This window comes from Rhodococcus sp. G6(2025) (assembly GCF_058628105.1).
The window spans coordinates 446034-464669 of sequence record NZ_CP179750.1 but is presented as its reverse complement, the minus strand read 5'-3'; the positions used below and the strand labels follow the sequence as shown (position 1 = coordinate 464669).

The window sequence follows — 18636 nt, the reverse complement described above, 5'->3', positions numbered from 1 at the left end:
GCGACGGCACGATCCTCTTCTCGGTTCGCAGGGTATCAACCCCGCGACGCGCTCCCCGACCATGCGAGGCGCCCTCCGTCCCGGTGACGGGCCCGCAGCCGGAACAGCCCCACCCCCATCGCGAGCACATCGGCCCTGGATATGCGGGTTTCGTGGCTGTCGTGATCTGCGCTCAGACGCACCGGGACCTCGACCGGCACGATGCCCGCCCGCTCCGCGAGGTAGACGAGTTCGGTGGTGAACAGGAACCCGGGCTCGACGAGGTCGGGAACCAGTCTGCGCATGAGGTCGCCGTCCATCAGGACGGTGCCCTGGGGGTCGCCCGTGCGCATCCCGAGAACCACGCGGCGCAGCGCCGCAAAACCCCACGTCAGGGTTCCCCGGAGCGCGCCGCGTCGCACCTGCGAGTCGGGGTGGGCCTTGGAACCGATCACGACTTCGGGCAGCCGGCCGTCGTGGCCGGCGGCGAGCGTCTCGGCACCGTCGAGGTCGTCGAACCCGAACGGCAGGTCGTCGGCGGTCAGCAGCACGTGCGCGCCGCGACTCGCCTCCGCTCCCGTCCGCAACGCGTTGCCCATGCCCTTCTCGCTCCGCAGGACGGTCAGCGACACGGGTCCGGGTGCCCAGTCGGCGGTCAGGCGGCCGCAGATGTCCGCGGTGTCGTCGGTGGAGCCGTTCTCCACCACGATGATCTCGACGTCGTGACCGGCCAGTCGTTCGGCCAGCCGGTGGACGGTCTGCTCGATGACGGCGGCGGAATTGTAGGCGGGGACGACGACCGACAGCGCCTTCGGCGCACGTGCGCCTTTCTGGTCGTGGGAACAACCGAAAAGGCGCACGGGCGCAGCCTAACTCGTAGGCTCGGAGTCCGTGGCACCCTCCGCATTCGTGTCCTCGACGTTCACCCGATCGATACACCGCATGCCCGAGTGGATGGTGGCACTGGCGGTCGCGGTGGCTGCCGCGGCAATCGCGACGATTCCCCGGATCGTGTACGACCGCTTCTACTACGGCGGCGACATGCTGGAATCGTTCGTGCCGTCCTGGCACCGGATCGGCACGGAACTCCTGGCCGGGCGGTGGCTCACCGTCAATCCCGACGCCTGGATCGGCGGGAACTATGCGGGCGAGGCCGCGTACGGCCTCTACAACCCGGTCAACCTGGCCAACTACGTCCTGGCCGCGAACTTCGAGAACCTGTCCGTCGCGGCGTTCGTGATCATGGCCGAGTTCCTCGCGCTGTTCGCCCTCGCGACGTATCTGCTGTGCCGCGAATACGGCGCCCGCCGCGGTCCCGCGATCCTCGCCGGACTGACCATTCCGTTCAGCGGTTTCACCCTGTTCTACGAGGCGGCGGGCTGGCCGTCCGGGATGATGGCCGTCGCGTGGGTGACGCTGTTCTGGTGGTCGGCGCTCCGCCTCTCCCACGGTCGCACGAACCCGCTGGTCACCTTCGCGATCGGCGCACTGACGGTGAGCATGGGCAACCCGTACGCCGCCCTGGGCGCCGTCGTCGTTCTCCTCGGCATCGGGATCGGCCTCCTCGCGCAGCGGCAGTTCTTCCGGTTGCTCGTGCTGGTGATCACCGGCGCGTGCGCGGGCACCGCCGCGCTGGTGACGTACCTGCCGCTGTTCCTCAGCGTCGACGTCACCACCCGCGCCGGCAGCACCGGCATCTTCAACGACACGTTCCTGCAGCCGCAGATCGGCGGCCTCGCGGGAATGAGCAGCCCGTCGTATCTCCCCGTCATCATGACGTTCGGCGGGCCGGTCGAGGTGATCCCGTCGCTGTACCTCGCGTGGTTCGTGCTGCCGCTGCTGCCGTGGCTGCCGTGGGGCCGGATCCGCGCGCTGTTCGCGTCCGCGGAGTTCCGTCGCGCGCACGGGCGACCACTGATCAGCCTGCTCGTGATCGCGGTCGTCTACTTCCTCTTCACGTTCGGACCGTCGAACGTCGGGATGTTCCGGTGGCCGATCCGGCTCGTCGAATACCTGTACCTGTGCGTGGTGATCGGCCTGGCGCTCGCGCTGTCGCTGGGCATCGTTCGCGACCGGGTGCGTCACCGGGCGACGGCGTCGGCGGTGCTGATCGCGCTGGGCTTCTACCTGGCGTTCTCGTCCTCACCCGCCCTGACGCTGCGGCACACGCTGTTCGCGCTGCTCGTCGCGGCGCTGTGCGTGCTCGCGTACACCGCCTGGCGCACGCGGGGCCCGAATGCTCTCGTCGCTGCCCTGGTCCTGGGCACCGTGGTGGTGGCGGCCGCGCAGGTCTGGTCCCTCACCCGTGACGTCGAGCGCGACAGCCGCGTCGACCCGGCGAGTACATCGGTGCTGTCCGAGCAGACGGACCGCTACCAGGGCACCGTGCTGCAACTCGCCGACCTGGACGACACCTCCCACGAGGACGTCACCGCCGGCCGGATTCTGTTCGGCAACGAGATCATGGCGTCGTCCGTCGAGGGCAGCATCAACGCCTACACCGGCATCGGGTTCACCGAGTTCCAGGAAGCCCTGTGCATGGACTACCGCGGCGCCGTCTGCCCCGGGGTGTACGGGGCGCTCTGGCAGCCGGTGAACGCGGACATCCCGATCCCGCTGATCGACTACCTCCGGGTGTCGACGCTCGTCGTGGAGCACGGGCTCGTGCCCGAGGTCGCGACGGCACCGACCCCACCCGGCTGGCACGTCACCGAACGCAGCGACTCCCGGACGGTGTTGCAGCGGGACCGGCCGCTGCCCCTGCCCGGACGCGTGGCGTTCGCGTCCGACGGCGTCCGGGTGCTCTCGTCCGACACGAGCGCGGCGACGGAGACAGTGCGGGTGGCAGGGAGCGGCGGCACCGTCTGGTTCGCGCGCCTCGCGTGGCCCGGCTACTCGGCCACCGTCGACGGCGAGCCGGTGGACGCGACCGCGGGGTGGCACGGTCTGCTCGAGGTGCCGGTGCCGCCGGGTGACCACGAACTGGTCGTGACGTTCCGGCCGCCGCGGCAGAACCTGTCCGTGGCGGCGTTCGGCGCCGCGACGGTCGTGGTGCTGATCCTGTCCGTCGTCGATGCGGTGCTGCGCAGGCGCAGGCTCAGCGCGGAGACCACTCGGACGACGTGAACGCCGACGCCTCGGTGGAACCGGATCCCGCGACCGCCGCGGACGACAACGCGTCGGCGATCAGCTGGTGTCCGATCTGGTTCGGGTGGTCGCCGTCGTCGGCGAGCAGTCCGGTGGGGTCGCCGTCGCCCCACGTCCCCTTGAACGTGCTGAACAGGTCGACGTAGGTGGCGCCCTCGGCACCCGCGACCTCCGAGATGACGTCGTTGGCGCGCAACGTCAGCACGGCGCTGTCCCGGAGGAACTGCGGGCCGTACAACTCGCGGGCCACGTCGCCGTCGGGGAAGACGTCCCAGTACCCGGTGACAAGCACCGCGGTCGGCTGCCCGGCCCGCAGTTCGGCGATGCGGTCGAGCACGGACGTCAGCGTGGTCTGCAGCTGCGGGAGAACGGGTTCGAAGCAGCCGAGGCCGTCATCGCCACCGCAGTCGCCGTCCAGGTAGTCGTCGAGTTCGGCGTAGAAGTCGTTGGCGCCGATCGTGACGGTGACGAGGTCGGCGTCGCGGACGGCGTCGGCGTCGTATTCGCCGGGTTCGAGGGAGTCGAGCAGGTCGGTGCTCGTCCAGCCCCCGACGCCCAGGTTGGCGACCTGCACCGGCAGCGCGTCGTCGCCGGACAGCTGATCGCCGAACAGTTCCACGAACGGCGTGCAGCCGGGGCATCCGTCACCGGCCGGGATGGAATCCCCCAGGCCCACGAGGGTCGCACCTGCGGGCGGCGATTGTGGCTGCGGCTGCGCCACGGGCGGTGCCACAGTCGTGGAACAGCCGGCGAGGAACGGAATCAGGACCGCTACGGGAACACCGAGAATCCAGCGTCGCACGGGGCCTCCCCATCACGTCCTGCGCCTCGGAGGGAGCGCTCGTCACCGGTCCGGACGAATTCTACCGACGGTCGCGCTCGGCTGCCGTTCCCCGCGGGACCGTGCGGACGTGCGCCCGCTCGCCCTGGGGACCGAACAGGCTGAGGATCTCCGCCGGTTGCGGCCCGGGGTTGCCGAACCAGTGCGGGACGTGGGTGTCGAATTCCGCGACCTCCCCCGGGGTCAGGATCACGTCGTGTTCGCCGAGCAGCAGTCGCAGCCGGCCGGACAGGACGTACAGCCATTCGTAGCCCTCGTGGACCTGCAGGTTCGGGATGCCGTTCGGGTCACCCGGCGGGATCACGTGCTTGAACGCCTGGATCCCGCCGGGCCTGCGGGTCAGCGGGATGATCGTCGAGCCGTTCCGCTCCAGGGGCCGCAGATGGACGCGGGGGTCGCCGGTGGCGGGTGCGTCGACGAGTTCGTCCAGGGGCAGCTGATGGGCGCGGGCCAGCAGGAGCATCAGCTCGAGAGTGGGTTTCCGCTGGCCGGACTCGAGCCGCGACAGGGTGCTCACCGAGATCCCGGTGGATTCGGACAGCTGGGCGAGGGTCGCGCCGCGCTGCTGGCGGAGGGCTTTCAGCCGCGGTCCCACGGCGTCGAGGACGCCGTCCAGATCGGGTACGTCGTCGTTCACACCCACATGTTGCCACAGCGGCAAACTTGCTTGCCAGTTTCGCTGGCTCCCCGGACAGTGGACGTCACGAGGTCGACGAACGAAGGAGAACGCGATGGAAGACAGTTACGACGTAGTGGTCGTCGGTGGCGGCGCGGCCGGACTCGGCGGGGCACTGACCCTGTCGCGGGCACGCCGCTCGGTGCTCGTGATCGACGCCGGCGCCCCCCGCAACGCACCGGCCGGGCACATTCACAACTACCTCGGCCGAGAGGGCACCCCGCCCGGCGAACTACTGGCCATCGGACGCGAGGAGGTCGCCGGGTACGGCGGCGAGATCGTGACCGGCACCGTCACGTCCGCCGACAAGGTCGGGGACGGCCAGTTCCGGGTGACGCTCGCCGACGGCGCGACCGTGCGGGCGCGCAGACTGCTCGTGACCACCGGCCTCGTCGACGTGCTCCCCGATGTCCCCGGGGTGGCCGAGCGCTGGGGACGCGACGTCCTGCACTGCCCGTACTGCCACGGCTGGGAGGTCCGGGACCAGCCGGTCGGCGTCCTGGCCGGCAGTCCGCTGGCGGTGCACCAGGCTCTGATGTGGCGACAGTGGACAGAGAACGTGACGCTGTTCCTGAACGACGCGGACGAACCCACCGGCGAGGAGTACGAGCAGCTCGCCGCACGCGGTATCGCCGTGATCGACGGCGGTGTGGCCGGGCTCGACGTGCAGGACGACCGGCTGACCGGGGTCCGGCTGCGCACGGGTCAGGTCTTCCCCGTGACCGCCGTAGTGGTCGCACCCCTGTTCCGGGCCCGCGCCGACTTCCTCACCAGCCTGGGCCTGGACACGACCGAGATGGAGATGGCCGGACACGTGATCGGCACCGCCGTCGCCGCCGACGCGACCGGCGCCACCGAGGTCCCGGGGGTGTGGGTGGCCGGCAACGTCGCAGACCCGAAGGCGCAGGTGATCGTCGCCGCCGGAGCCGGCCTGAGTGCCGCGGCTGCACTCAACGCCGACCTGATCGCGGAAGACACCCGCCTGGCGGTCGCCGGAGCGCTCAGCCGGTAGCCGACACCGTCGCCTCGTGGACCACGCGATGCGCGGGCAGGATCGAGTCGCGCTCCGCGTCGGCGTCTCCCTCGCCGCCGATCAGCCCGACGTAATGCGCGAGCTGGGCGGCGAGGGGTTCGTCGCTGTAGCGGAGGGTGGGGATCTCGATCACCGTCTGCTGCTTGTAGCCGTCGCGGTCGGCGGGCAGGTCGTCGTCGATGTGCCGGTAGATGGTGATGTCGCGGCGCAGAAGGTCGATCTCGATCAGGCGGTCCGGCTCCAACAGCGACAACTGCCGGACCTTCCGCTGACTCACCCGGCTGGCCGAGATGGTGGCCACCGCACCGGATTCGAAACGCAGCACCGCCTCCGCGCAGTCCTCGGCCTCGTTGCGCCGCGAACTGTCGTGGAAGTACCCGAACTCGGCCTTCACGCCGACGGGCGGTGACCCGACGAAACCGATCGCGAGGTCGACGTCGTGGATCAGCAGGTCGGTCGCGACGCCGGTGGGGATGCGGGAGACGAACGGCGAGTGACGGATTCCGTTGACCTGCCACACGTCACCGGCGAATTCGCGGGCCGTCCGGACCGCCGGGTTGTATCGCTCGAGCAGGCCGCACATCAGCGGAACACCGGTCGCGGCCGCGCGCTTCACCAGATCGGTGCTCTCCTCGTACGTTGCGGCGAGCGGCTTTTCGACGAGCACCGGCTTGCCGAGGTCGAGGACGCGGCCCGCCAACTCGTAGTGGGCGGGTGTCGCCGCCGCGACGACGGCGGCATCGATGCCGTCCAGTTCGTCGAAATCCGCGGCCCACGTGGTGTCGAACCGTGCGGCGACCTCCCGCCCGTGTTCCTCACGCGGTTCCACGAGCAGGGCGAGGTCACACAGCGGGGACTGCGCGAGAACGCGGGCGTGCAGCGAACCCATCTTGCCGGATCCGACGAGCGCGATCCGCGGTCGCGTGGACGTCATCACGCCTCCATCGCCTCGCGCACCGCGGCGACGATCCGGTCGACGTCGTCGGTGGAAAGTGCGGCGTGAACGGGGATGCTGAGGCACCGGCGGGCCACGGACGTCGCGACCGGCGTCGGTGAGACGATCACGCGGGGATGCTCGCGGTAGCAGTCGTAGTCGTAGACGGTTTTCGGGTAATAGACGCCGCTGCCGACGTCCCGATCGCTCAGGCGCTGCGCGAGGGTGTCGCGGTCGATCGGCGCATCGGGCGCGAGGATCACGGTGAACTGGTGCCACACGTGCCCGCGGCCCGCGAGTTCCGAAGGCAGAACGAGACCTTCGACGTCCTTCAGCCCGGTCTGCAGCGCTTCGGCGTTGCGGCGGCGCGACTCCACCTGTTGCAGATAGGAACTCAGCTGCGGCAACCCCAGACTGGCCTGCAGATCCGTCATCCGGAAGTTCTGGCCCGCCATCTCGTATTCGTAGCGCCGGCGCATGCCCTGATTCCGCAGCACCCGCAACCGGTCGGCCACCGCGTCGTCGTCCGTCGTGACCATGCCGCCCTCGGCGGTGGTGAGATTCTTGGTGGCGTAGAACGAGAAGCAGCCGAGCCCGAAACTGCCCGCACCCTTGCCGTCGAACGTGGCACCGTGTGCCTGGGCGGCGTCCTCGACGACGGCGAGCCCCTCGGTTCCGGCCAGCGGCATCAACGCACCCATGTCCGCGGTCTGCCCGTAGAGATGCACCGGCATCAGCACCCGGGTGCGCTCGTTCACGCACTGCGCCGCGGCGTCGGGGTCGAGCGCGAAATCGGCCTCCCCGATGTCCGCGAACCGGGCCGTCGCGCCGGAGTCGAGAATCGCGTTGAGCGTGGCCACGAACGTGAACGGGGTGGTGAGCACCTCGTCGCCCGGTTGGAGATCCAGCACCCGCAGCGCCGCGATCAGCGCGGTGGTGCCGCTGTTGACGGCCACGGCGTGCCGGGTGCCGACGAGCTCGGCGAACCCCACCTCGAACCTCGCGACCTTCGGTCCCTGCGCGACCATCCCGGATCGCAGGGTGTCGAGAACCTCGCGCTCGACGTCCTCTCCGAAAGAGATACTCGAGATCGCGATCACGGTTCCTCCGATAGATTGACGTGCGTTCACACCGTCTTCACAGATTGCACCCTCTTGAAGGTTCCCACGGTCTGCACGGCTCCTGGAAGGAATCGCCAACTTTCATGACCATCGGTGAAAACTGCGAGATCCACCCGACCGTCGTGATAGGCGACGGCGTCACGATCGGGGCCCGGGTGAGCATCGGACCGTATGCCGTCCTCACCGGCCCGCTCGACATCGGCGACGACTGCTGGATCGGCGCCCACGCGACGCTCGGGGCGCCGCCGGAATGGATCGGGAAGACCCATCCCCGCACGTGGACGGAGATCAGCCCGCACCAGGGGGTCGTGATCGGCGCGGGCACCGTGATCCGGGAGATGAGCGCCGTCCAGCAGGGCGCCGAGCGGCCGACGACCATCGGGCGCGGCGGATTCGTCATGAACCACACGTCCGTCGAGCACGACGTCCGGATCGGCGAAGACTGCGTCCTCTCGCCGTCCAGCACCCTCGGCGGTCACGTGACCCTCGGCGACGGCGTCAATCTCGGCATGAGCGCGGTGGTGCATCAGCGGCGGGTGATCGGTGCGCGCGCGATGGTCGGAATGGGATCGGTCGTCGCCAAGGACATTCCGCCGTTCGCCACGGTGTTCGGCAATCCCGCCGGCCTGCGCGGCACCAACCGGGTGGGCATGAGCCGCGCCGGGATCGCCGACCGGGACATCGCGGCCGTGGCGGCGCTGTACGCCTCGGGGCGGCTCGACGCCGACGCGGAACTCCCCCAGTCGCTCGCCGGCGCGTTCGCCTGGTGGCGGGAGCTGGCGGTGAAACCGCTCGTTTCCTGATCCGGCGCCCGCCGATTGCTATCGTCGGAAACGAACGCTGCACCGTCGCAGCGCACTGCCGGTGAGGGGGTGGTCCTCGTGGACGCCGATCCCGAGATCGTCCCGGACCGCGGCGGTCGCGCCGTCCTGATGAACGCGCTGCGGATCCTCGTCACCCTCGCGATCGTCGTCGCCGTCGCGTTCGCCGTGAAATCGCAGTGGGCCGAGGTCAGGGACACGATCACCCAGCTGGACTGGTGGGCCCTCGCCGTCTCCGCGGTGTTCGTCTTCCTCGGCATGGGCGCGGCGGTGCGCGCATGGCAGCACGCGCTCGGCGCCCTCGAACACCCGATCCCCGCCTTCGACGCCGCCCGCTGCTACCTGGTCGGTCAGCTCGGCAAGTATCTGCCGGGCAGCGTGTGGGCGTTCGTCCTCCAGACCGAGCTCGTGCGCCGGGCCGGGGTGTCGCGGGCCAACGGATTCGTCGCCGTCCTCGTCACCGTCGGGCTGAGCATCACGTCGGCGCTGGTCGTCGGGCTGCTGGCGCTGCCCGCCCTGTTCCATATCAGCACCGTCGCGGCGGTCGCGGTGATCGTTCTCGTCCCGATCGCCCTCGTCTGCTGCTATCCACCGGTCCTCACCCGGCTGGTGAACCTCGCCCTGCGGATCCTGCGGCGCGCCCCGCTGCAGCGGCAGCTGACGATGCACAAGATCGCGCGGGCCCTCGGCTGGTGCGCCGTCAGCTGGGTCCTCTACGGCGTGCACCTCTGGTTCCTCGCGTCGAGTTCGGTGGGATTCGCGGCGGGCACCTTGGTCCAGTGCATCGGCGCGATCGCCCTCGGCATGTGCGCCGGCGTGCTGGTGGTGGTCGCGCCGTCCGGCATCGGGGTCCGCGAGGCCGTCGTCGTCGCGGCGCTGTCCCCGTTCATGGACAGCGGGGTCGCGCTCGGGCTGGCCCTCGCGTCACGCCTGGTGTTCACGCTGTGCGAGGTGCTCGCCGGGTTCGTCGCCGCGATCGCCGGTTCCCGTTCGCTGCGCAACGCCCTCGTCCACGAGGATTCCCGGGTACCGCAGCCGTCCTGAGGAGATCGCGATGACGGACGCCTGGGAGATCGATCCCGCGTACGAGCGCTACATCGGCCGCTGGAGCCGGCCGGTCGCAACGCAGTTCCTGCGGTGGCTGGCCGCGGGCCCGGACGAGATGTGGTGCGACGTGGGTTGCGGAACGGGCGCCCTCGCCCACACCGTTCTCCGCACGGCGGATCCGGCCCGGGTGGTCGGCGTCGAACCGTCGCGGCCCTTCGCGGCGGCGGCTCGGGCCGGCACGGACGATCCCCGGTTCGACGTCCGGTCGGGCACCGCCGAATCCATCCCAGCCGAGGACGGCGAGTTCGACCGCGTGGTGTCCGGGCTGGTCCTCAATTTCGTTCCCCATCCGATCGATGGGCTCGCCGAGATGTGCCGAGTCACGCGAACCGGCGGGACGGTCGCCGGGTACGTGTGGGACTACGCCGAGGGGATGCAGATGATTCGCGCGTTCTGGGACGCCGCGCGCGAACTCGACGAGGCGACGGCGAACCTCGACGAGGGCGTCCGTTTCCCGCTCTGCCGGCCGCAGCCGCTCCGCGATGCGCTGTCCACCGCGGGGCTGGCCGGGGTAGAGGTGCACCCGCTCGACGTGCCGACCGTGTTCGCCGACTTCGACGATTTCTGGCTCCCGTTTCTGGGCGGGCAGGGACCGGCGCCCGGGTACTGCGCGTCCCTGCCCGCCTTGCGGCGAGACGCGCTGCGCGACCTGCTCGATTCCCGCTCGAGGCGCGACGACGCAGGCCGGATCGCACTGACCGCGAGAGCGTGGGCGTTCCGCGGAACCGTCAGCCGATGACGGATTCCGTGGCCGCGTACGCCTTCTCCGCGGATTCCTTCTGCGCCCGCCACCACGACTCGTTGTCGCGATACCACCGCACGGTGGCCTCGAGCCCGCTGCGGAAATCCTTGTATTGCGGCGTCCAGCCGAGTTCGGTGCGCAGCCGCGTCGAATCGATCGCGTAGCGCAGGTCGTGGCCCGGGCGGTCGGTGACGAAGTCGAGATCGTCGGCGTCGCGGCCGAACAGTTCGAGCAGCGTTCCGACGACGGTCCGGTTGTCGACCTCGCCGTCCGCGCCGATCAGATACGTCTGACCGAGACTCCCCTTCTCCAGGATCGTCCAGACGGCCGAATTGTGGTCGTCGACGTGGATCCAGTCGCGCACGTTCTTCCCGCTGCCGTACAGGCGGGGGCGCACCCCGTCGATCAGGTTGGTGATCTGGCGCGGAATGAACTTCTCGACGTGCTGGTACGGGCCGTAGTTGTTGGAACAGTTCGACAGGGTGGCCCGCACCCCGAACGACCGCGCCCAGGCCCGCACCAGCAGATCGCTGGATGCCTTGGTGGCCGAGTACGGGCTCGACGGGTTGTACGGGGTCGACTCGGTGAAACGCTCGGGGTCGTCCAGTTCGAGGTCGCCGTACACCTCGTCGGTGGAGATGTGGTGATACCGGACGTCGTGTGCGCGGACGGCCTGCAACAGCGAGAACGTGCCCATCACGTTCGTCTGCACGAACGGCGTCGGATCGGCCAGCGAATTGTCGTTGTGCGATTCCGCGGCGAAGTGGACCACCGCGTCCGAGTCCGCGACCAGACGGTCCACCAGCGCGAAATCCGCCACATCGCCGTGCACGAACTCGATGCGGTCGGCCACCGGGTCGAGCGACCGCCGGTTGCCGGCGTACGTCAGCGCGTCGAGCACCGTCACCTGCGCGTCCGGGCGCTCGGCGACCGTCTGGTGCACGAAATTCGCACCGATGAACCCGGCGCCGCCTGTCACGAGAAGCCTCATGTGCACCCACCCTAGTGGCGCGCCCGAGTTTCTATCCGACGCGAACACTGGAACACTGCGCACATGCGCGGAATCATCCTGGCAGGCGGTACCGGGTCCCGGTTGCACCCGATCACTCTCGGAGTGAGCAAGCAACTGGTCCCGGTCTACGACAAGCCGATGATCTACTACCCGCTCTCCACCCTGATGCTGGCCAACATCCGGGACATCCTCGTCATCACCACCCCGCACGACGCGGAGCAGTTCCGCCGGCTCCTCGGCGACGGCTCCCAGTTCGGGGTGAACCTCACGTACAAGGTGCAGGAGGAACCGAACGGCCTGGCGCAGGCGTTCGTGCTCGGCGCCGACCACATCGGCAACGAGTCCGTGTCCCTCGTCCTCGGCGACAACATCTTCTACGGCCCCGGACTCGGTTCCCGGCTGAACCGCTTCGAGAACATCGACGGCGGCGCCGTGTTCGCCTACTGGGTATCCGATCCCAGTTCCTACGGTGTGGTCGAATTCGACGACACGGGCCGGGCGATGTCGATCGAGGAGAAGCCTGCCACCCCGAAGTCGAACTTCTCGATCCCCGGGCTGTATTTCTACGACAACGACGTCGTGTCGATCGCGCGCGACCTGAGGCCGTCGGACCGCGGCGAGTACGAGATCACCGACGTCAACCAGGCGTACCTGCAGGCCGGACGGCTACAGGTCGAGGTGCTTCCCCGCGGAACCGCCTGGCTCGACACCGGCACCGTCGATTCGCTGCTCGAGGCGGCGAACTTCGTGCGCACGCTCGAACACCGGCAGGGGCTGAAGATCGGCGTTCCGGAAGAGGTCGCGTGGCGCCGCGGGTTCATCACCGACGCCGAATTGTGCGCCCGCGCCGACACTCTCGGCAAGTCCGGATACGGGGACTACCTCCTCGAACTTCTCGAACGCGGCAAGGACTGGTGACGTGGAGTATCGGGAACTGAAGGTTCCGGGCGCCTGGGAGATCACCCCGCGGCAGTTCGGCGACGACCGCGGCGTGTTCCTCGAATGGTTCAAGGGCTCGGAGTTCGAGGCCGCCGTCGGGCACAGCCTCGAACTCGCGCAGGCCAACTGCTCGGTGTCCGCCGCCGGTGTCCTGCGCGGCATCCACTTCACCGACAACCCGCCCGGGCAGGCGAAATACGTCACCTGCGTCAAGGGTGCGTTCCTCGACGTCATCGTGGACCTGCGCGTCGGGTCGCCGATGTTCGGGCAGTGGGATTCGGTGCTCATCGACGACGTCGACCGCCGTGCGGTCTACCTTCCGGCCGGTGTCGGCCACGCGATCCTGTCCCTCGAGGACGCGTCGACCGTGATGTACCTGTGCTCGATCGAGTACACCCCCGCCCTCGACCACGACCTCCACCCACTCGATCCCGAACTGGGAATCGATTGGCCCACGGTGGGCCGGGACGGCAGCCCGCTGACGTTCCAGCTGTCCGAGAAGGATTCGGCCGCACCGTCTCTGAAGCAGGCCCTGGACGCCGGAGTGCTGCCCACCTACCCCATGTGAGTGTTTTTGCGTGCCCGAGCACTCGATGGCACTCACATGGGGTGGCAGGATGCGGACATGACAACTGACACCGGCGAGCGGTTGGAGGTCCGGCGGGCTGTCGCCGCGGACCCGGCGACGATCTTCGGCCTCCTCTGCGATCCCGCGGGACACGTGGCGATCGACAGTTCCGGGATGCTGATGTCCGCGGAAGGGGACCACGTCACGGCGGCGGGCAACACGTTCGTCGTGCACATGGACCGCGACGCGTTGAACGACTTCGACCTCGGTCTCTACGACGTGACGGTCACGATCGAGACGTTCGTGCCCGACCGGGAGATCTCCTGGAAGGTTCTCGGCCAGATCCGGCCGCAGATCGGGCACGTGTACGGGTACCGGCTCGAGCCGATCGACGAGGGAACGATGGTGACCTCGTTCTACGACTGGTCGTCCATCGACCCGGTGTGGCGCGAGTCCGGGATCTTCCCGGTGATTTCCGAGAACGCCCTGCGCGCGACGCTGGGCATCCTCGCGCGCACGGTCGCCCCCGGGCGTCCGCGACCACAAATCGATCCACAGAATTGAAACGTGTTCTAGTATCGAGTGCGTGAACTTCGTCGTCGTCGACCACCCCCGGCCGGGCATCGCCCTGGTAACGCTCAACCGCCCGGAACGCATGAATGCGATGGCGTTCGACGTGATGATCCCGTTCCGCGACGCGCTGGAGAAGATCAGCAACGACAACGCGGTGCGCGCGGTGGTGATCACCGGCGCCGGCCGCGGCTTCTGCTCCGGCGCCGACCAGAGATCCGCGGGCACGCTCCCCCACGTCGACGGACTCACCCCGCCGACCGTCGCCCTGCGGGCCATGGAGATGCTCGACAACGTGGTGCTCTCGCTCCGCCGGATGCACCAGCCGGTGATCAGCGCGGTCAACGGCGCGGCCATCGGCGGCGGCCTGTGCCTGGCGCTCGCCTCCGACATCCGGATCGCGGCAGACGACGCCTACTTCCGGGCGGCGGGCATCAACAACGGCCTGACCGCGAGCGAACTGGGCCTGAGCTACCTGCTGCCCCGGGCGATCGGCTCGTCCCGGGCGTTCGAGATCATGCTGTCCGGTCGCGACGTGCACGCCGACGAGGCCGAGCGGATCGGACTCGTGTCGCGGTGCGTGCCCGGCGAGGACCTCCTGGACGAATGCTTCGACCTCGCCGAGCGCATGTCGCGGTTCTCCCGGCCGGGCCTGGAACTGACGAAGCGCACGCTGTGGTCCGGGCTCGACGCCGCCTCACTCGAAGCCCACATCCACCAGGAGGGACTCGGGCAGCTGCTGGTGCGGCTGCTGACCGACAACTTCGAGGAGGCCACCGCCGCGCGGAAGGACAAGCGCGAACCCCGGTTCCGGGACCGGCGCTAGGAGTATCTTTCGGACATGTCGAAGCCACCTCTGACACCGAAAGCCGCCGAGATGTTCGCTCGGCCCAATTACGCCACCATCGCCTGCGTCCGACCCGACGGCCAGCCCGTGTCCGTGGCCACCTGGTACCTGTTCGAAGACGGCAGGGTGCTGGTCAACATGGACGCCGAGCGTCGACGCCTGGACTACCTGCGCGGCGACCCCCGCGTCAGCCTCACCGCGATGGACCCCGACGACTGGATCACCCACGTCAGCGTCCAGGGCCGGGTGGCCGAGTTCGTGGACGACGAAGAACTCGCCGACATCGACCGCCTCGCGACGCATTACACCGGCAAGCCGTACCCCGTCCGCGACCGCAAACGGGTCAGCGCCTGGATCGAGATCGACACCTGGCACGGCTGGGGATCGCTGAAACAGTCCTGAACCGACTCCGCGACGACGACAACCGGGCATGATGACCCCCCGCGTCGCAACGGTCCTCGCCGTGGCCACGGCGGTGATCGGCAGCCTGCTGCTGAGCGCACCACCGGTCCGCGAACCGGGAACGCCCGCGGCGACGGTCGCTCAGCCCGCAGCGCCTCCTCCGCCGCCGCCCGTGGTCCTGACCCCGGAGGAGGTCGAGGCCAGGGCGGTCCCGGCGATCGTCACCCTCGTCGCGGATTCGGGTCTCGTCGAAACCGCGGGAACGGGGATCGTGCTCACCCCCGACGGCGTCGTCCTCACCAACCATCACGTGATCGACGGCGCCCTCGACATCAGCGCGGTGAGCCTGGGCAACGGTGCGGAGTACGTCGCGGACGTCCTCGGGTACGACAGTTCCCGCGATGTCGCGGTACTCCGGCTCCAGGGCGCGGGCGACCTCCCGGTGGCGACCCTCGCGAAGGACACCGCCATCGGAATCGGCGACCCGGTGACCGCGGTGGGTAACGCGGAGGGAGGCGGGGTTCCGGTGGCGGCCCGCGGGTTCGTGACCGACGTCGAGCAGACGATCACCGCCCGCAGTTCCACCGACGGTTCCCGGAACCGGCTGAACGGGCTGATCCAGATCGACGCGGCCGTACGTCCCGGCGACTCCGGCGGCCCCCTCGTCGACGCCACCGCCGCCGTCATCGGCGTCAACACCGCGGGCAACGCCGACTCCGACCCCACGAAACCCGCTCCCATTCAGCCGAGATCGTATGCGGTGCCCATCGACATCGCGATGACGATCGTCGATCAGGTCCGCGCCGGAACCACGTCCGCCACCGTGCACATCGGCGACACCCCTCTCCTCGGGATCAGCGTCACCGACGACGATCGGGGCGCCGAAGTGCTCTGGGTCAGCATCGGCACCCCCGCCGACGACGCCGGCATCGAGATCGGAGACGTCATCACCGAATTCGACGGAACACCCGTCCGGTCCTCGGACGATCTCAGCGAACGCATGATCGCGCGGCACCCCGGCGACGAGGTCGCGGTGCGCTGGTTCGACGAGAGTGGACAACAGCGATCGACGACGATCGTGCTCGAGAAAGGCCCGCCGCGGTAGTCAGGCGGTCTTGTCCCGGGCGACACCGTCGTCCGGTCGCACGCGTGTCGTGACGAAACGCGCGATACGCCGAAGCACCGCACGGCTTTCCGGCAGACCGGGCCACAACGCCGGGAACGCGTGCACCTGGCCGTCCCAGATCTGCAGCGTCGTCGGAACACCCGCAGCGCTCAGCCGATACGCCATCAGCTCCGAATCCGACCTCAGCACCTCACCTTCCGCAGCGACCAGCAGCGCAGGCGGCAGACCCTCGAGAGTCCCGTTCACGGGCGACAGCGCGGGGTCGAGCACGCCGTCCACCTCGCCGCCGAGCTTGCCGATGGTGACGAGCGCCTCCACGGGCGCGAACACGTCGCGGGCGGCATTGGCGTGCACCAGCTTGTCTGCGCAGTCCAGGTCCAGCAGCGGCGACAGTCCGACCAGGCCGGCGGGCAGATCGACGCCCTCCTCGCGGGCCTTCAGCGCGGTCGCGAAGACGAGGAACCCGCCGGCCGAGTCGCCGGCGAACACCGTCCCGCCCGCGCGGGCTCCGTTCTCCAGCAACCACTTGTACGCCGTCAGGCAGTCGTCGACCGAACCGCTGATGTTCGTGTCGGGCAGTTGCCGGTAGCCGACGTGCATCACCGGCAGCCCGGTCAGCTTCGCGATCGTCGCGACCACCGGCCGATGCGTGTTCAGCCCGCAACACAGGAACCCGCCGCCGTGCAGGTAGAGGACTACACCGTCACCCAGATCCGGAGACACCCCCGGCGCGCGCACGATCTCCGCGTCGAATCCGGGCAGTCGCACCTTCTGTCGGCGAATTCCGGACGCGGGACGGATCCCCGCCGCCAAGTCCAGCAACGCGGCCCTGCGAATCGCCGATTCGTTGATCGGGGCCATCCGCACCACAGGCCGGAGAAACCACCTGCACGCCTGGTAGAGAACCTGGGATTCGATACTCGGCCCCGCGAGCCTCGCCCCCGAACGGTACTGGACGATCGGTGTCCCGCTCCGCTGCTGCGCGGACGGCTTGCGGTCGTTCGGCACAGATTTCATGCCTTCTCCCCTGGTCGCCGGTACCCGTCGCCGTTGACGGATACGTAACTTCAACCTTGGGGTACCCGCCGCGGTCGTGTGTCACTCATGGTGGCTTCGGCCCCAAGTCGTTATCCCCTTTGCCCGAATCGTTATCGCAGGCGTGGCAAGTGGGCCATCGAGGGGTCGACTCAGCCGAAATCGAGCTCGTCGAGCTCGTCCACCACGGTGACCTTGCGCTTTCGTCCGCCCATCATCCTGCCGATGCCGCGACGCCCGCCGGTGTCCGCGTTGCCCGAGGGCAGGATCCGCTGCGGCGCCACCCGGGGTCGTGCCACGTGCACGGGGGGAAGCGTCGCGGCCGGGGGTTCGACGGTGTCGGGAGTCGCTACGGGTGCCCGGGGCGGGAGGGGAGGCCGGGGCGGGAGCGGAGCCGGCACCGCGATCGCGGGCGGCGGCGGCAGGACCGGTTCGAAGACCCGCTCGCGGCGAGGCACGTCCGTGTCCCGGAGATCGACGTCGTCGAGATCGACCACCCACCGCACCCGGTTCTCGAGGCCGCGGTCCTGCAGCTCGGCCCAGATTTCGTCGTGCCACGTCGAGGGTTCGCCGCTGCCGAACGCCCGGGAGTTCGCACTGACCCACACCACGTCCTCGGACGGGCGGCGATCGGCGATGTCCAGGACCGTCAGCCAGTTCACCGTGGCGGTGTAGCCGTACCGCTTCTTGTCCACGTACGGGCGACGACGCTGCAACTCGCGACCGGCGATGTCGAGGTGCGATACGTGGGCCGGCTCGATTACGTCGCAGCCCATCGCCTCCAGCTGCCGGGCGAGCGAGTCGACGTACCCGTCGGCCTTGGCCCGGGCGGCGTCCACGAAGACCGACAGGTCCTCCCGGAGCCCGAGCCGGTCGTACATCCGCGCCTGGACGGTCAGGGCGTCGATCATGGCGACGGATTCCCGCTGGTACCGGTGCGCTACCTCGACGAGGACGAGGCGGGGAACGAGCACCCGGCCGCCGTGGTCGAGGGCGTCGCGGACGAACGTCTCGAAGCGCGCGTCTCGTGTGACGGCCGAGGTGTCGAGAACAATCAGCATTGATCGATTCTCACCGAACACGCCTGCCGCGCCAGAGAAGTTGCTGAGTCGTTACCGAAACACCCGGATCGGGGTCATCGCAGCACCCATCGGGGCATTGCCGTGTGGTTGCCCGGCAGGCCCTAGTGGATCTTGAAGATCACCGCGCGCTGCACGACGAAATTGATGACCGTCGCCGTGCCCTGGGCGATGACGAACGCAAGCGGCAGACGCCACCATTCGTCGGGGAAAGCGTGATACATCACCCAGTTGAGGCCCACCTGCACGGCGAACGTGACCGCGTAGAGGACGACGACGGCCACGAAGCGGGCACGGCTCGGTTCGGCCTTGAACGTCCACCGGCGGTTGATCAGGTACGCGGTGGTGGTGCCCGCGATGAAGCTGATCGACTTCGCCACGTTCACGGGGAGCCCGACCACTTCGAACAGCAGGACGTACAGGCCGAAGTCGACGATCGCCGACAATCCGCCGGTCAGGACGAAACGGATGATCTGCGTCTTCAGGTCCAGTGCGTCGTCCGCGATGTTTTCGGTGACGGGGATCTCGACGGGGAGCGGAACGTGCGGTTCGTGCTCGTGACTCGGCTGGGTTTCTGACACGACGACGAGGCTAGCGCCCCGTGAGTACTTGTCGACCGCGTGCGGTGGATAAGCACGCACGGGCCCGCGGGGCCGG

The 18636-nt window shown here is 69.1% G+C and carries 20 protein-coding genes; 11 read left to right on the top strand and 9 right to left on the bottom strand.

Features of this window, described 5'->3' with window-relative positions:
• Positions 1-35: 35 nt before the first annotated feature.
• Positions 36-839: a glycosyltransferase gene (locus ACLIVD_RS02295; protein ID WP_491931873.1), complete on the bottom strand. Its 804-nt coding sequence runs from the start codon at positions 837-839 to the stop codon at positions 36-38.
• 82 nt (positions 840-921) lie between these two features.
• On the opposite strand from ACLIVD_RS02295, the gene ACLIVD_RS02290 reads away from it, so the two are divergent.
• Complete coding sequence (locus ACLIVD_RS02290) at positions 922-3105, top strand: glycosyltransferase family protein (protein ID WP_491932838.1); 2184 nt, start codon at positions 922-924, stop codon at positions 3103-3105.
• Here ACLIVD_RS02290 and ACLIVD_RS02285 read toward each other — a convergent pair.
• Both ACLIVD_RS02285 and ACLIVD_RS02280 read right to left on the bottom strand, forming a co-directional pair.
• A complete protein-coding gene (locus ACLIVD_RS02285) occupies positions 3077-3928 on the bottom strand; it encodes an SGNH/GDSL hydrolase family protein (RefSeq protein WP_317569570.1) in 852 nt (283 codons plus the stop codon). The two genes, ACLIVD_RS02290 and ACLIVD_RS02285, sit on opposite strands and share 29 nt — an antisense overlap.
• A 61-nt stretch (positions 3929-3989) precedes the next feature.
• A complete protein-coding gene (locus ACLIVD_RS02280; protein WP_280781959.1) occupies positions 3990-4583 on the bottom strand; it encodes a helix-turn-helix domain-containing protein in 594 nt (197 codons plus the stop codon).
• A 115-nt stretch (positions 4584-4698) separates the two neighbouring features.
• Between ACLIVD_RS02280 and ACLIVD_RS02275 the strand changes: the two genes are divergently transcribed.
• Positions 4699-5655, top strand: coding sequence for an NAD(P)/FAD-dependent oxidoreductase (locus ACLIVD_RS02275; protein ID WP_491931872.1), 957 nt, complete (start codon positions 4699-4701; stop codon positions 5653-5655).
• Here ACLIVD_RS02275 and ACLIVD_RS02270 read toward each other — a convergent pair.
• Entirely contained in the window at positions 5645-6610 is a 966-nt protein-coding gene (locus ACLIVD_RS02270; protein WP_283353584.1) for a Gfo/Idh/MocA family protein, read from the bottom strand. The genes ACLIVD_RS02275 and ACLIVD_RS02270 overlap by 11 nt on opposite strands.
• Positions 6610-7710, bottom strand: coding sequence for a DegT/DnrJ/EryC1/StrS family aminotransferase (locus tag ACLIVD_RS02265; RefSeq protein ID WP_491931871.1), 1101 nt, complete (start codon positions 7708-7710; stop codon positions 6610-6612). Before ACLIVD_RS02265 ends, ACLIVD_RS02270 begins: the two co-directional genes overlap by 1 nt.
• Before the next feature lie 104 nt (positions 7711-7814).
• On the opposite strand from ACLIVD_RS02265, the gene ACLIVD_RS02260 reads away from it, so the two are divergent.
• The 3 genes from ACLIVD_RS02260 (at position 7815) to ACLIVD_RS02250 (ending at position 10398) form a co-directional block, all read left to right on the top strand.
• A complete protein-coding gene (locus ACLIVD_RS02260) occupies positions 7815-8534 on the top strand; it encodes a DapH/DapD/GlmU-related protein (RefSeq protein WP_491931870.1) in 720 nt (239 codons plus the stop codon).
• 69 nt (positions 8535-8603) lie between these two features.
• The gene (locus tag ACLIVD_RS02255) at positions 8604-9596 is read left to right on the top strand and encodes a lysylphosphatidylglycerol synthase transmembrane domain-containing protein (protein ID WP_317569577.1); all 993 of its coding nucleotides are present in this window, start codon (positions 8604-8606) and stop codon (positions 9594-9596) included.
• Positions 9597-9606: 10 nt separating this feature from the next.
• Positions 9607-10398 carry a class I SAM-dependent methyltransferase gene (locus ACLIVD_RS02250; RefSeq protein ID WP_317569578.1) on the top strand — a complete coding sequence of 264 codons (792 nt, stop codon included), beginning with the start codon at positions 9607-9609 and terminating at the stop codon, positions 10396-10398.
• Here ACLIVD_RS02250 and rfbB read toward each other — a convergent pair.
• Positions 10388-11392 (bottom strand): dTDP-glucose 4,6-dehydratase, encoded by a 1005-nt coding sequence (rfbB, locus tag ACLIVD_RS02245; protein WP_317569579.1) that lies wholly within the window; start codon positions 11390-11392, stop codon positions 10388-10390. The two genes, ACLIVD_RS02250 and rfbB, sit on opposite strands and share 11 nt — an antisense overlap.
• A gap of 63 nt (positions 11393-11455) precedes the next feature.
• Between rfbB and rfbA the strand changes: the two genes are divergently transcribed.
• Genes rfbA through ACLIVD_RS02215 form a run of 6 tightly spaced genes read left to right on the top strand, consistent with a single transcriptional unit; the run spans position 11456 to position 15844 of the window.
• Positions 11456-12331, top strand: coding sequence for a glucose-1-phosphate thymidylyltransferase RfbA (rfbA, locus tag ACLIVD_RS02240; RefSeq protein WP_283353590.1), 876 nt, complete (start codon positions 11456-11458; stop codon positions 12329-12331).
• A 1-nt stretch (position 12332) separates the two neighbouring features.
• Positions 12333-12920 (top strand): dTDP-4-dehydrorhamnose 3,5-epimerase family protein, encoded by a 588-nt coding sequence (locus ACLIVD_RS02235; RefSeq protein ID WP_280781860.1) that lies wholly within the window; start codon positions 12333-12335, stop codon positions 12918-12920.
• A 57-nt stretch (positions 12921-12977) separates the two neighbouring features.
• Entirely contained in the window at positions 12978-13484 is a 507-nt protein-coding gene (locus ACLIVD_RS02230) for an SRPBCC family protein (RefSeq protein ID WP_491931869.1), read from the top strand.
• Positions 13485-13506: 22 nt separating this feature from the next.
• A complete protein-coding gene (locus ACLIVD_RS02225; RefSeq protein WP_105414011.1) occupies positions 13507-14316 on the top strand; it encodes an enoyl-CoA hydratase in 810 nt (269 codons plus the stop codon).
• A gap of 15 nt (positions 14317-14331) precedes the next feature.
• Positions 14332-14739, top strand: coding sequence for a TIGR03618 family F420-dependent PPOX class oxidoreductase (locus ACLIVD_RS02220; RefSeq protein WP_105414012.1), 408 nt, complete (start codon positions 14332-14334; stop codon positions 14737-14739).
• Positions 14740-14767: 28 nt separating this feature from the next.
• Positions 14768-15844 (top strand): S1C family serine protease, encoded by a 1077-nt coding sequence (locus ACLIVD_RS02215; RefSeq protein ID WP_491931868.1) that lies wholly within the window; start codon positions 14768-14770, stop codon positions 15842-15844.
• Here the strand turns inward: ACLIVD_RS02215 and ACLIVD_RS02210 are convergent, their stop codons facing one another.
• From ACLIVD_RS02210 to ACLIVD_RS02200, 3 genes are all read right to left on the bottom strand, one after another.
• Positions 15845-16882, bottom strand: coding sequence for an alpha/beta hydrolase (locus tag ACLIVD_RS02210; protein WP_105414014.1), 1038 nt, complete (start codon positions 16880-16882; stop codon positions 15845-15847).
• A gap of 170 nt (positions 16883-17052) precedes the next feature.
• On the bottom strand, positions 17053-17961 hold the full coding sequence (locus ACLIVD_RS02205; protein WP_491931867.1) for a PIN domain-containing protein: 909 nt from the start codon (positions 17959-17961) through the stop codon (positions 17053-17055).
• Between the two features lie 122 nt (positions 17962-18083).
• Positions 18084-18560: a GtrA family protein gene (locus ACLIVD_RS02200; protein WP_280781864.1), complete on the bottom strand. Its 477-nt coding sequence runs from the start codon at positions 18558-18560 to the stop codon at positions 18084-18086.
• Positions 18561-18636: the final 76 nt, after the last annotated feature.

Coding starts and splice junctions, on each gene's coding strand:
- ACLIVD_RS02290 (WP_491932838.1), top strand. CDS start 922: ATGCCCGAGTGGATGGTGGCACTGGCGGTCGCGGTGGCTGCCGCGGCA.
- ACLIVD_RS02220 (WP_105414012.1), top strand. CDS start 14,332: ATGTCGAAGCCACCTCTGACACCGAAAGCCGCCGAGATGTTCGCTCGG.
- ACLIVD_RS02260 (WP_491931870.1), top strand. CDS start 7,815: ATGACCATCGGTGAAAACTGCGAGATCCACCCGACCGTCGTGATAGGC.
- rfbB (WP_317569579.1), bottom strand. CDS start 11,392: ATGAGGCTTCTCGTGACAGGCGGCGCCGGGTTCATCGGTGCGAATTTC.
- ACLIVD_RS02230 (WP_491931869.1), top strand. CDS start 12,978: ATGACAACTGACACCGGCGAGCGGTTGGAGGTCCGGCGGGCTGTCGCC.
- rfbA (WP_283353590.1), top strand. CDS start 11,456: ATGCGCGGAATCATCCTGGCAGGCGGTACCGGGTCCCGGTTGCACCCG.
- ACLIVD_RS02205 (WP_491931867.1), bottom strand. CDS start 17,961: ATGCTGATTGTTCTCGACACCTCGGCCGTCACACGAGACGCGCGCTTC.
- ACLIVD_RS02270 (WP_283353584.1), bottom strand. CDS start 6,610: ATGACGTCCACGCGACCGCGGATCGCGCTCGTCGGATCCGGCAAGATG.
- ACLIVD_RS02210 (WP_105414014.1), bottom strand. CDS start 16,882: ATGAAATCTGTGCCGAACGACCGCAAGCCGTCCGCGCAGCAGCGGAGC.
- ACLIVD_RS02275 (WP_491931872.1), top strand. CDS start 4,699: ATGGAAGACAGTTACGACGTAGTGGTCGTCGGTGGCGGCGCGGCCGGA.
- ACLIVD_RS02215 (WP_491931868.1), top strand. CDS start 14,768: ATGATGACCCCCCGCGTCGCAACGGTCCTCGCCGTGGCCACGGCGGTG.
- ACLIVD_RS02250 (WP_317569578.1), top strand. CDS start 9,607: ATGACGGACGCCTGGGAGATCGATCCCGCGTACGAGCGCTACATCGGC.